9 protein-coding genes are annotated in these 12,136 nt (G+C 46.4%); 3 read left to right on the top strand and 6 right to left on the bottom strand.

What is annotated here, in order from left to right:
* Positions 1 to 48: 48 nt before the first annotated feature.
* The 3 genes from hpaE to EL341_RS13860 are packed head-to-tail and all read right to left on the bottom strand — an operon-like array spanning position 49 to position 2,908.
* On the bottom strand, positions 49 to 1,515 hold the full coding sequence (hpaE, locus tag EL341_RS13870) for a 5-carboxymethyl-2-hydroxymuconate semialdehyde dehydrogenase (protein WP_047781855.1): 1,467 nt from the start codon (positions 1,513 to 1,515) through the stop codon (positions 49 to 51).
* A complete protein-coding gene (locus EL341_RS13865) occupies positions 1,506 to 2,276 on the bottom strand; it encodes a fumarylacetoacetate hydrolase family protein (RefSeq protein ID WP_074821835.1) in 771 nt (256 codons plus the stop codon). Before EL341_RS13865 ends, hpaE begins: the two co-directional genes overlap by 10 nt.
* Positions 2,273 to 2,908 (bottom strand): fumarylacetoacetate hydrolase family protein, encoded by a 636-nt coding sequence (locus EL341_RS13860; RefSeq protein WP_074821838.1) that lies wholly within the window; start codon positions 2,906 to 2,908, stop codon positions 2,273 to 2,275. Before EL341_RS13860 ends, EL341_RS13865 begins: the two co-directional genes overlap by 4 nt.
* Positions 2,909 to 3,317: 409 nt before the next feature.
* On the opposite strand from EL341_RS13860, the gene hpaR reads away from it, so the two are divergent.
* Positions 3,318 to 3,767 (top strand): homoprotocatechuate degradation operon regulator HpaR, encoded by a 450-nt coding sequence (gene hpaR / locus EL341_RS13855; protein ID WP_047781852.1) that lies wholly within the window; start codon positions 3,318 to 3,320, stop codon positions 3,765 to 3,767.
* Between the two features lie 345 nt (positions 3,768 to 4,112).
* Here hpaR and EL341_RS13850 read toward each other — a convergent pair whose 3' ends face one another.
* Together EL341_RS13850 and EL341_RS13845 are read right to left on the bottom strand one after the other, a co-directional pair.
* Positions 4,113 to 5,210, bottom strand: coding sequence for a hypothetical protein (locus EL341_RS13850; RefSeq protein ID WP_074821841.1), 1,098 nt, complete (start codon positions 5,208 to 5,210; stop codon positions 4,113 to 4,115).
* A gap of 268 nt (positions 5,211 to 5,478) precedes the next feature.
* Complete coding sequence (locus EL341_RS13845) at positions 5,479 to 7,494, bottom strand: LTA synthase family protein (RefSeq protein ID WP_074821843.1); 2,016 nt, start codon at positions 7,492 to 7,494, stop codon at positions 5,479 to 5,481.
* 386 nt (positions 7,495 to 7,880) lie between these two features.
* Between EL341_RS13845 and prfB the strand changes: the two genes are divergently transcribed.
* Positions 7,881 to 8,979, top strand: a protein-coding gene (gene prfB, locus EL341_RS13840) for a peptide chain release factor 2 (RefSeq protein ID WP_114987013.1) whose coding sequence is annotated in 2 segments (ribosomal slippage) — positions 7,881 to 7,955 and positions 7,957 to 8,979 — 1,098 coding nt in all. Because the reading frame shifts where the segments join, the coding sequence is not laid out codon by codon here.
* 15 nt (positions 8,980 to 8,994) lie between these two features.
* Positions 8,995 to 10,518, top strand: coding sequence for a lysine--tRNA ligase (gene lysS, locus EL341_RS13835; protein ID WP_074821846.1), 1,524 nt, complete (start codon positions 8,995 to 8,997; stop codon positions 10,516 to 10,518).
* Positions 10,519 to 10,887: 369 nt separating this feature from the next.
* On the opposite strand, the gene eutH is transcribed toward lysS, so the two are convergent.
* Complete coding sequence (gene eutH / locus EL341_RS13830) at positions 10,888 to 12,132, bottom strand: ethanolamine utilization protein EutH (RefSeq protein WP_074821849.1); 1,245 nt, start codon at positions 12,130 to 12,132, stop codon at positions 10,888 to 10,890.
* Between the last annotated feature and the right edge of the window lie 4 nt (positions 12,133 to 12,136).

Here is a 12,136-nt window from a genome sequence, read left to right as displayed (position 1 = left end):
GATAGGGAGCCTGCAGGCTCCGTTACGAGCAACGTGCCGAGATAACAACTAAACTCCCCAGCGGGGAATGGGGTGATCGCCGAATGAAATACAGACGTTCTTCATTTCAGCAAACACTTCAAAACTGTATTCACCCCCTTCACGGCCAGTACCGGAGGCCTTAACGCCGCCAAACGGCTGGCGCAGGTCACGCACGTTTTGAGTGTTCACGAATACCATGCCGGCTTCAATGCTGCGGGACAGGCGTAAGATCTTGCTGATGTCCTGAGTCCAAATGTAGGAAGCCAAACCGTATTCCACATCGTTCGCCATTCGCAGACCGTCCTCTTCACTGTCAAACGGAATCAGGCAGGCGACCGGGCCAAAGATTTCTTCCTGCGCTACGCGCATCCGGTTATCCACATCGGCCAGTACGGTTGGACGTAAGAAATGACCGCCGCGTAAATGGGCGGGTAAATCGGTAGGTTTATCCGGGCCGCCCGCCAGCAGCGTAGCGCCTTCTTCCATACCAATGCGGATATAACCGGAGACTTTGTCCCAGTGTTGTTGGCTGATTAAAGAACCCAACTGGGTGGTGGGATCCTGAGGATCGCCCACTTTCAGGCGGTTGGCGCGTTCGGCGAAACGTTTAATGAATTCCGGATAGATACTGCGCTGAATAAAGATGCGTGAACCCGCGGTACAGCGCTCGCCGTTGATGGAGAAGATGGTAAACAGTGCGGCATCCAGCGCGCGCTCGATATCGGCATCTTCAAAGATCAGTACCGGCGATTTTCCTCCCAATTCCATGGAATACTTTTTCAGTCCGGCGCTTTCCATAATCTTACGGCCGGTGGTGGTGCCGCCAGTAAAGGAAATCGAGCGCACATCGTGATGACGAACTAAAGCGTCACCGGCGGTGGCACCATAGCCTTGCACCACGTTAAGTACGCCTGCCGGGATACCGGCTTCCAGCGCCAGTTCCCCCAGATAGTTGGCGGTTAACGGCGAGAGTTCCGACATTTTCAATACCGCGGTATTGCCCAAAGCCAAACACGGGGCAACCTTCCAGGTAGCGGTCATAAACGGCACGTTCCACGGCGAAACCAGCGCACATACCCCCACCGGCTGAACCAGAGTGTAGTTCAGCATTTTGTCGTCAACCGGATAGGTTTTGCCGTTCATTTGCTGACACACTTCGGCAAAAAACTCAAAGTTATGGGAAGCGCGTGGAATCAGTACGTTTTGGGTTTGATGAATGGGCAGGCCGGTATCGGCGGTTTCCATTTTGGCAATTTCTGGTACGTGCTGCGCAATCAAGTCACCTAAACGGCGCATCAGGCGCGCCCGCTCTTTCATCGGTAGCCCCGCCCATTTCGGGAAAGCCTGTTTGGCCGCTTCCACTGCCTGATTCACTTCTGCTTCGCCGCCGGAAGCCACCTCCGCCAGTACTTCGCCGGTTGCTGGATTGACGGTTTGGAAGGTTTCTTTACTGGCGACGTTTTTGCCATTGATCCAGTGATTAACTATTTGCATAACAGCGCTTCCTCGTATTCAGTTTCACTTACAATCCGATTAACCAGTCGTCCGACGCCCTGAACTTCCACGATCACTTCATCACCGGGGCGTACATCGGAAAGGCCTTTCGGCGTGCCGGTCGCAATCATGTCGCCGGGTTGTAGGGTCATAAATTTGCTGAGATAGGCAATCAGGAATGGGATATCGAAAATTAGATCCTGAGTGGATCCTTTTTGCCGTAGTTCACCGTTGACATGGGTGGTTAAGGTCAGATTATGTGGGTCGGCAATATCGGCCTTGTCGACAATCCATGGGCCAATTGGCGTTAAGATATCCCGGCTTTTTACCCGCAGATTGGGGCGATAGTAGTTTTCCAGATAATCCCGGATGGCATAGTCGTTACACACGGTGTAGCCGCCAACGTAGTCCATGGCGGTTTCACGGCTAACGTTGCGTGCCGTTTTACCGATAACGACCACCAGTTCAGACTCATAGTGCATATAGTCAACGTTATCCGGGCGTACGCTAACCTGACGATGACCGGTTAAGCTATTGGAGGCTTTGATAAAGATCAGCGGCTCTTCCGGCGCTTTAAAATCCAGCTCGGCGGCGTGGTCAGCGTAGTTTAGACCAAGGGCAAACAGGGTGCCGTCCGCTGGCGGTAGCCACTCAAAGCTATTGGCCGCCAGTTGAGTACCGTTGCTGAGAATCGCCCGCTCTTGTTCATCAATCACTGCTTGATGCTGTTGACCTTGATATTGGATGCGCGCGTGTCTCATGCGGTAGCTCCTTGTTGCATAACGATATTGGTTAAATCCGCTAATCCCTGAGCGCGTACGGTGACTCGATCGCCGGGATTGATTTTGGCGCGTTGGTGTGGGGTACCAATCAGAATTTTGTCACCGGGTTGTAGGGTCGCGAAGTCGCTCAGTGCGCAAACCAACTCATGGGGAGAACGGATAAGATCGGCGGTACTCCAGCGATCGACTTCGCGACCATTAATTTCGGTAATGATGACTAAGTCTTGGGGATGAATATCAACCACGTTTTCACTTATCGGGCAGAAACCATCGCAGCATTTGGCTTTGATAGCCGGGCGATAAAAGCTGGTTTCCGGCAGGCTCACATCGTTTGCCAAGGTATAACCGGCAATGTAGTCAGCGGCTTGTTCAAGCTGTACCTTGCGGGCGGTTTTACCAATAACGATAGCTAGCGTAGCGCCACTAAGCACTTCTGATTCGCCGGATGGATAGGGAATCGGGGCCAGTGAGCCAATAACGGTATTGTGCGGTTTAATAAACCAGACCGGCGTTTTGGGCAGCGTCTGGTAAGGAGGCTGTTGAAACGCACTGTTCCAGGCCGTCATTTGGCTTTTATGGTTCAGGGCAACGGCAAATACATTGTTCTTCATGAACGAATTCCTCTGTGGTCAGTCGTATGCATAATTTCTATTGAGGCTTAAATTTATAGATTGTTAATATATTAATGATATCTATTTATCTTGATGTTGTTTGGCGATCAAATAAACGTTTCATTCTTGTGATCTGTATAACAATCTATTTACATTAATAAAATATTATAGTTATTTATCAGTGTATTAATTAATTTTTGGTTTTAACGATTCAGCATTTTGCTTTAAGTATGATGATTTCATTGAATTCATATTGACTCGAATTGTTAAATTATTAATATGAAAATGAATTTTGTTTTTACCATCAAGGGGAAGGGAGTGTTATGGCAATCATAGGGTGAAAAGTGGCGTTTACATGTCATACTAATGGCGTGATGTTTGTCGCCTTAATCAAGAGTGAAAAGAATTTATGCATGAATCTCTGACCATTGCCTTATTACAAGCCCGGGAATCAGCGATGGGTTTTTTCCGACCCATTCTCAACGAATATAACCTGACTGAGCAGCAATGGCGGATTATTCGCGTGTTGGCGGAGATGCATTCTTGCGACTTTCATCTGTTGGCGCGCCAGACCTGTATTCTTCGGCCAAGCCTAACCGGGATCCTGTCGCGAATGGAACGCGATGGATTGATTCTTCGTCTTAAGCCATTGAACGATCAGCGTAAGCTATATGTTTCTCTGACGGATAAAGGGCACACGGTTTACCAACAGGCTAAAGAGCATATTGAACGGGGATATCGTCAGATCGAACAGCGTTTTTCCGCCGATAAACTGGATGAACTTATGGTGTTGTTGGAGCGGTTTATTGAGGTGGTGGATAATAATGGTGGGGCGGAAGTAGAGAGGGAAGAGAGTTGAACCCGTTAGGTTGGTTTGTACTCATCACCCCGTCCTGTTTTAAATGACAGCTACAACTTGATCTAACAGTTAATTCTAAGTGCAAAGTCAGTTGGCAAGGGCCATCTGAAACTTTTGGTAAAACTTGGCTTGACCCGAAAAACAGTATCACCATGAACTCACGGCTGCCGGGCAGTATTACTGATAGTGAAAAATTTGTCGGAAATAGATTTTAACAGTATGTAAGTACTAGCTCGCAGAAAGGCGGTTCTCTTCAACACCTTCTCTTTGGTTGGCATGGCGACTTCAAATTGGGTGGTTGGCTATATTGTTGAATAACTATTTTAGCACGAACCTTAAAAATGCTTATTGCCAAATTTCTTTAGGTGGCTTGTTATCCGTAATTTTTAATAGCCAACTGAGAGCTTGTTTAGTTGAGGAATGATCGCCAAATAGCGAAAAAAAGTAATAAAGAAATACGATGAAATATGGTGTTGGTAATATCACTATTATAGTAAAAAAGTAAATATAGGAGTTAAGGTCGCTGATTGTCATAATAAAAATTGGGTATCCAAATAAAAGCGCAGGAATCATTATAGAATAACAATGTAGTAATATTTTTTTTACTTTTTGGTTGCTCATCCAAGTCGGATTACATAATAAATATGTTGCCCGATCTGTTCTATTTACAATGGCTTTTACTTTATTATTATCAATAAGTAATTTTAACCGATCGTTTTCGGCAATAAAGGTAGGATGTGTAGTATAGTGGACTATCGGGATGGTGGTTTTGGTCAAAGAATACGCATATTCTCGTAATGTTATTAATATTCCACTTATATTAAAATTAATTATAAGATTTTGGTGTTTTGAGGTGAGCCTCATTTCAATATCTTGAGCTGTTCCATCAATAATATGAAGTGTTATATCTGAAAAATATTGTCGTTTACGTTTTTCATTACGGGTATCCCGCATAAATGAGAGATCGCCTTTTTTTGCCCTGGAGAAGTGTATTCGTTGTATTCGTGCTTTAACGGAAAAAAAATTAATACACTTAATAAAAATATTTAAGCTACAAATCAAAGTAATAGGTAAAGTAAAAAGTGCAATAATAGTGATTATTGAAGGGTGATCAATGATATGAAAAAATACAGACAAAAAATAAAGAATAAGTGTCATTTTTTGAAATATAGTAAATTTTAACCGTTGTACAACCTCACATGAGCCTTTTTCTTCTGATAATAACCAGTGTAGCCAATAAGTGCCGTCATCTAACGAGTGAGCACCAATGTGGATTATATCCCCTTTCTCTAGCTTATCTAATACGTTTAGATCGAGAAATTGATCCTCCAAAAAATAGAACGTATCTAAGCTGGTAATAATACGATAACAACAGGGATAATCCTGATTACTATTCTTATCGCATCGGGTAAATTTTGCCGTAATGAAGTTTATGTTACTCAATTTAGTGACCAATCCATGGTTTTTTTAATTTTAAAATAATAACACAATATTAAGGGGAGGTAATTACTTAATTCGATGATTATTAACGTTATAACTTGAAGCGTTCTATTATGGTGTTAGTGAATATTTATATGTTAAGTAACGTTTTCATTCATATCCCCAAAAAGTTGGATTATCGTGTCCAACTTTTTGGGGTTCAGTTCATTTTAGAGGGATGGTGAGGGAGCCGCTCTGGTTTACCGCGAAAGAACATTTTCGCTATTGCTCATTACTTCTGCCCATGTACCTGCCGATTAAGCTGCCACCATAGCAGATCGGTAAAGGCGCCCCAGCGGTTAAACTGTTTTTCCTGTTCTGGCGTCATCGTCTGTGGATCGCCGAGCAACAGACCTTTATCCGCTGCCCATGGGCGAAACTCCCCTTTGCCGGTCAGAATATATGCCCCTTGAGGGGTAATCACCGCTTCGGGGTTATAGCCCTGACACCAGATATCATCCAGCTTCTCCGCCAGCAAATTACAGCCGGTGCGATAATATGGCGTATCGGACAGGCTAAGCTGATAGAGCGTTGGCCAGATATCTTTATGGCTTCCTACGCGAGCAGCATCAAAATGGCTGTGGTCACGATAAGCCTGAGGAACATACAGGTAAAACGGCACCGCATGACCCAGTACCAGCTCATGTGTATCCTGATAACCAATACCGCGCACGTTATGGTCGCCGGTTGCTGCAATAATCGTATGGCCACCCAGCGGCTGCGATTTAACCCAACTGATAAACTGCCCCAATTGATCGTTCGCATAACGCAGGGTATGCATCACCTCTTGCAGCTCATCTCCGCTGGCTAAATTGCTCAGCCGTTTCTTTTCCGCATCGGTTAGTTGGATATTGGTTTTCTGATAGCCGTCCGGTGTTTTATAAGGTGGATGATGAGTGGTAGACATCGACATGATCAGAATATGTTCCCCTTTTTTGTCTGCCTCAGCCAGACGCTCTTCCATATAGCGGAACATATATTCATCAGGTATACCCCAGGTACTCATGTGAGCCTGTGGATAGCGCTTTTTCAGGCCGTTTTGCTCCATAAACTCACTGACGCCTAAACGGGGTAGAAACTGGTTTAGATTGCGCCATGAACCGTTTCCGGAGGTGACAAAAATAATTTTATAACCGTTAGCCAGATAAGGCTTAAACATATTACTGTCAAAGTCGAGAGCCTGAGCACTGGACTGACTAATGCCGCTCATGGGACTGCGTACAAAGAAGCGGTTCAGGGTATCAATGGTGCCGTCACCTTCCGAGATAAAGCGTTCAAAGCGCCAGTCGGTTAGCCAGTGTTGTCGCAGCGCGCCGAACAGATCGCGATCGGGGCGATCGTAACTTTCCAGGTGATAGCCCATACTTTCCATCACGGCCAGTACCACATTCGGTGGATTACTTTTAGCCAGTGGATTAACGTCGGTTCGGGCGCTAAACGGCGTCAGGCTTGCCGCCGTGGGTTTATCCAAAAAGCGGCTGAGCAGCGCTTCACCCTGTTCATCGGTGGCATCCGCAAAGGTATTGTCCTCGCTGTGGGCTTTAAATGCCCAGTTAAACGCGATTAGCCCGTTAGGGGTTAGCATATTCAGCATTTTAACTTCAGAGACTTGCCCGTCCGACTGACGAAGTGGGAAAGTACCGATTGAACCACGCATACCCACAAAGCAGACCGCCAGAATAACCAGCGTTGAGATTGCTGAGATTGGCAGGTTAATCTTACGCTCAGGTTTAGCGCCTAGCCGGCGCTGCCAGCGACGATAAAACCAGAAGGTAATAACGGCAAACAGCGCCAGGCTGAGTAATCCACGGATAACCGGATAGTCATGCCACATGGTGGCCAGAACGGCGGCGGTATCATCTTCAACCAGTCCAAAGACAAAGATATCGATGGCGCGCTCATAGGTGGCGTAATAGAAAATATTACCGACGGTTACCGTGGTGACGATAGTGCTTAATATTGCCGCTAACCATGGCCAGAAGCGCTGCCAACATTGGAAACTGCGTGAGCTTATAGCCAGCAAACCGGCAATCAGCAGGCAAGGGACAAACAAGAGACTGGCGATGCGAATATCAAACAGCCCGCCAATCCAGAACATGCGTTTAATATCCATGCCGAAGCCGTTTAACGCTTCAGGCGTACCATAGGTCAGTAATAGATACAATCTACCTGTGGATTGGGTAATTACGGCTAACAGCCAGGGCAATAACAGGGCAATCAGAGCTTGTCGAAATCGGTAAAACCACATAGTACCTTCTTTACAGATCAAAACGGATATGGGTAGGACAGCGCAATAAGATACTGAGTGTACGAAATTTGTGAAAGTTATTTGAATAAAGATTATATGTGTAATCGTTTCAGGGCGTCATTCATTCAGTCATTCTGGTTTGAATCATAGGTAAAGCAGAAGTCTGATGTAGGCGTTCGTTGTCTGGAAAATCCTATTCGCTAAGCTTTGGAATAACTGGGGCAGGGAATTTAATTTGTGCGGTTGGCACGAAAGGACGTTATTCGCTAGCGAATAACGATAAAAAGCCGCCGAACCCGCTATATTCTACAGCGCAGATCCGCTAGAATTACCGGTTTACAATTATAATTCTGTCAACTTATACCACATAACGGTAAGTACAAATCATGTTTGAAATTAATCCGGTAAGAAACCAGATCCAGGACCTGTCTGAACGGACAGCGGTTCTGAGGGGGTATCTTTGACTATGATGCCAAGAAAGAACGTCTGGAAGAAGTAAACGCCGAGCTTGAACAGCCCGATGTTTGGAACGAACCTGAGCGTGCTCAGGCTTTAGGCAAAGAACGTTCTTCACTTGAAGCGATTGTAGAAACCATCGATCAGATCGAGCAAGGCGTTGAAGATGTCAACGGCCTGTTAGAACTGGCCGTTGAAGAAAATGATGAAGACACCTTCAATGAAACCGTTGAAGAAGTGAATCAACTGGAAGATAAATTAGCTCAGTTAGAGTTCCGCCGTATGTTCTCTGGCGAATATGACAGCGCTGATTGCTATATTGATATTCAGGCCGGTTCTGGCGGTACGGAAGCACAGGATTGGGCGAGTATGCTGGTGCGTATGTACCTGCGTTGGGCGGAAGCCAAAGGTTTTAAAACCGAGATGATTGAAGAATCTGACGGTGACGTTGCCGGTACTAAATCGGCCACCATTAAAGTGATGGGTGATTACGCTTACGGTTGGCTACGTACTGAAACCGGCGTGCATCGTTTAGTGCGTAAGAGTCCATTTGACTCCGGTGGCCGTCGCCATACTTCTTTCAGCTCGGCTTTCATTTATCCAGAAGTGGATGATGATATCGATATTGAAATCAATCCGGCTGATTTACGTATTGACGTTTACCGCGCTTCTGGTGCCGGTGGTCAGCACGTTAACAAAACGGAATCTGCGGTGCGTATTACCCATATGCCGACCAATATTGTGGTGCAGTGCCAGAACGACCGTTCTCAGCATAAAAACAAAGATCAGGCGATGCGTCAGCTTAAAGCTAAGTTGTATGAGTTTGAGCTACAAAAGAAAAATGCTGATAAACAGGTGATGGAAGAGAACAAATCGGATATCGGATGGGGTAGCCAGATTCGTTCTTATGTGCTGGATGATTCACGGATTAAAGACTTACGTACCGGTGTTGAAACCCGGAATACTCAGGCCGTATTAGATGGCGACCTGGATAGATTTATTGAAGCAAGCTTAAAAGCTGGGCTATAAAAAGGATAGATAGATATGTCTGAGCAACCTCAAGAGCATGATGCAGCGCAGTCAGCCGCAGAGTTAAATAACGAACTGCAAGCGCGCCGTGAGAAGTTGGTAGCCCTGCGTGAGCAAGGTAACCCATTCCCTAATGATTTCCGCCGTGATATGACATCGGACAAGCTACATAGACAATACGATGATAAAGAGAACGAAGAACTGGAAGCGTTAGGTTTAGAAGTCGCCATTGCCGGTCGTATGATGACTCGCCGCATTATGGGTAAAGCCTCTTTCGCTACCCTACAAGACGTAGGTGGACGCATTCAGATTTATGTTTCCCGTGACGATCTGCCGGAAGGTATTTATAACGAGCAGTTTAAGAAGTGGGACTTGGGTGACATCGTTGCTGCCCGCGGTCGACTGTTTAAAACCAAGACTGGTGAGCTATCGATTCATTGTCATGAAGTTCGCTTGCTGACCAAAGCACTGCGTCCGTTACCGGATAAGTTCCACGGTCTGGCGGATCAGGAAACGCGTTATCGCCAGCGTTATTTGGATCTGATCACCAACGATGATTCTCGTCGTACCTTTGTGGTGCGTTCCAAAATTATGGCTGCTATTCGTAACTTCATGGTGCAACGTGAATTTATGGAAGTAGAAACGCCAATGATGCAGGTGATTCCGGGTGGTGCAACTGCACGTCCGTTTATTACCCATCATAATGCGCTGGATATCGATATGTATCTGCGTATTGCGCCGGAACTGTACCTCAAGCGTTTAGTGGTCGGTGGTTTTGAGCGGGTGTTTGAAATTAACCGTAACTTCCGTAATGAAGGGGTTTCTCCGCGTCATAATCCAGAGTTCACCATGATCGAGCTTTATATGGCTTATGCCGATTATAAAGATCTGATCGCGTTGACTGAGGATCTGTTCCGCACCCTGACTCAGGACGTGCTGGGCAGCACGACCGTTGAGTATGGCGACCAGTCTTTTGATTTTGGTAAGCCGTTTACCAAAATGACCATGAAAGAAGCCATCTGTCACTATCGTCCTGAAACCAATGTGGCGGATTTAGACGATATGGATAAAGCGAAGGCTATTGCGGAATCACTGGGCATTAAAGTTGAGAAGAGCTGGGGCTTAGGCCGCGTTCAGTGTGAAATTTTTGAAGAAACGGCAGAAAGTCATCTGATTCAGCCAACCTTTATCACTGAATACCCGGCAGAGGTTTCTCCTTTAGCCCGTCGTAATGACGATAATCCGTTTATTACCGATCGCTTTGAGTTCTTTATTGGTGGTCGCGAAATTGGTAACGGTTTCTCTGAGTTAAACGATGCGGAAGATCAGGCGCAGCGCTTTGCCGATCAGGTCAGCCAAAAAGATGCTGGTGATGATGAAGCGATGTTCTACGATGAAGACTATGTGACTGCGTTGGAACACGGTTTACCGCCAACCGCAGGCCTGGGTATTGGTATTGACCGTATGGTGATGCTGTTTACCAATAGCCATACCATTCGTGATGTGATTTTGTTCCCGGCCATGCGCCCGGTGAAATAAGTTTTCTGCCTGACAGAAAAAATCATATAGAAGCATAGAGAAAAAAGGAGCGTGATATTTATCACGCTCCTTCAGATTGTTGATAAAGTACTAATATACGCAATCGTCGGGAGAGACGGGTGTGGGGGTCGTAGCGGGCTTGCCCGCCGGAGTGCCCGTAACCCGGCTAGGCACGACGCACGCTAAAGTTGAATACTGATGTCCTTCCGGCTGAGCACTTAGGTGATATTCACTCAAGATTTTTACAGCCGGAACAACCATTGATGCTGATTAAAAAGTTTGTCAGCAGCCTCAAGGAGCGTGATATTTATCACGCTCCTTTTTATTATGCCTTATCCGACGTTATTCCACCTTGATAAGGGAAAGAAATCAGGCAGGTTGCAGCTCACCGTTTTGTTGTTTGATATCTTCAACTTCTTCCAAATCCTGCTGTTCAAACTTAACCGCTGCCGGTACTGAAATCTTAATGGCGATAGCCACCGCCAGGAAACCGCCGATTAGCTTACCGAGCAGGATTGGCAGAACCAGCGTCGGTTGAAAGTTCGCGGTAAAGGCCAGATGATCGCCGATAGTGGCCTGCGCACATACGCCGAAGGCAACACACAGTACTTTGTCGCGGGCACGCATACCTTTGAACAGGTGATAAGTGGCAATGATATTAGCCAGTACCATAATAAAGCCCAGCGCACCGGTATCGGTTAACTTCAGCTTGCGGCCAAAGATACTGACCAGACCTTTACAATATTTCTGGAACAGATAACAAATTGGAAAGGTACCCGCCAGCATAATGCCAATGTAACCGGCAATTTCAATGGCTCGGAATAGCTCTTTTTGATCGGCAAACATCGGATCGAATCCCCACCAGCCGAATACAAGGGTAAATACTCCGGTAAAATGTTGAATGATGGAACAGGCCAGCACTAACTTAATAAAGGCATCCATAATCTTGCCGAAAATCAGGAAGCCGGCCACCATGAACGCTGGGCGGTATTTCAGACCAGCGGCCAACAGAAAACAGAAAATAAACAGCGGCATCAGATACTGCAACATGGTGACAAAATCGATGCTCAGGTAATACGTGGCCGGTGAGCTGGTTGAGATAATGTCCCGTACCGGAATATTGTTAAAGGTAATCAGCAACAGCGCAGCAAGTACACCAAAAGGAATGCTGATAAGCCCGGCCATCGCACCCAGCGCCAGATATTTATGGTCTTTACGGTTAAGCATGGTTAATCCAACCGGAATCAGATAAACAATGGTGGCACCGGAGGTATAACCAACCAGCATGGCGGTAATCCACATGTCACGGTTGGTGGTGAGTGCGTCGGCGAGCTGATAGCCCCCCATATCCACGGCAATAATTGACAGGGCAGCAATAGAGACATCCGAGCCTACGGCGCTGAATACCGGCCCCAGCAGATGTGAGATAGCCTGTGACAGTATCGGTACCGCGACCATAATACCGGCCTGAGCCAGAAAGACCGGGCCGATAGAGTGAATGCCATTAACGAATTCTTGGCCCAGCCCGCTCTGCGGTTTAATAATGGAGGCACATGCACCGAGTAGGGTGCCCACCATAATCAGATAAATAACATAGTTACCGAATTCAGCCATGTGA

Origin of the sequence: Pragia fontium (assembly GCF_900638655.1) — a bacterium.
Taxonomy (GTDB): domain Bacteria; phylum Pseudomonadota; class Gammaproteobacteria; order Enterobacterales; family Enterobacteriaceae; genus Pragia; species Pragia fontium.
This window is presented reverse-complemented; position numbering and strand designations above follow the sequence as displayed.

Excerpts from the sequence above, each read along its gene's own strand:
- lysS (WP_074821846.1), top strand. The coding sequence starts at position 8,995 with ATGTCTGAGCAACCTCAAGAGCATGATGCAGCGCAGTCAGCCGCAGAG.
- EL341_RS13865 (WP_074821835.1), bottom strand. The coding sequence starts at position 2,276 with ATGAGACACGCGCGCATCCAATATCAAGGTCAACAGCATCAAGCAGTG.
- eutH (WP_074821849.1), bottom strand. The coding sequence starts at position 12,132 with ATGGCTGAATTCGGTAACTATGTTATTTATCTGATTATGGTGGGCACC.
- hpaE (WP_047781855.1), bottom strand. The coding sequence starts at position 1,515 with ATGCAAATAGTTAATCACTGGATCAATGGCAAAAACGTCGCCAGTAAA.
- EL341_RS13860 (WP_074821838.1), bottom strand. The coding sequence starts at position 2,908 with ATGAAGAACAATGTATTTGCCGTTGCCCTGAACCATAAAAGCCAAATG.
- EL341_RS13845 (WP_074821843.1), bottom strand. The coding sequence starts at position 7,494 with ATGTGGTTTTACCGATTTCGACAAGCTCTGATTGCCCTGTTATTGCCC.
- hpaR (WP_047781852.1), top strand. The coding sequence starts at position 3,318 with ATGCATGAATCTCTGACCATTGCCTTATTACAAGCCCGGGAATCAGCG.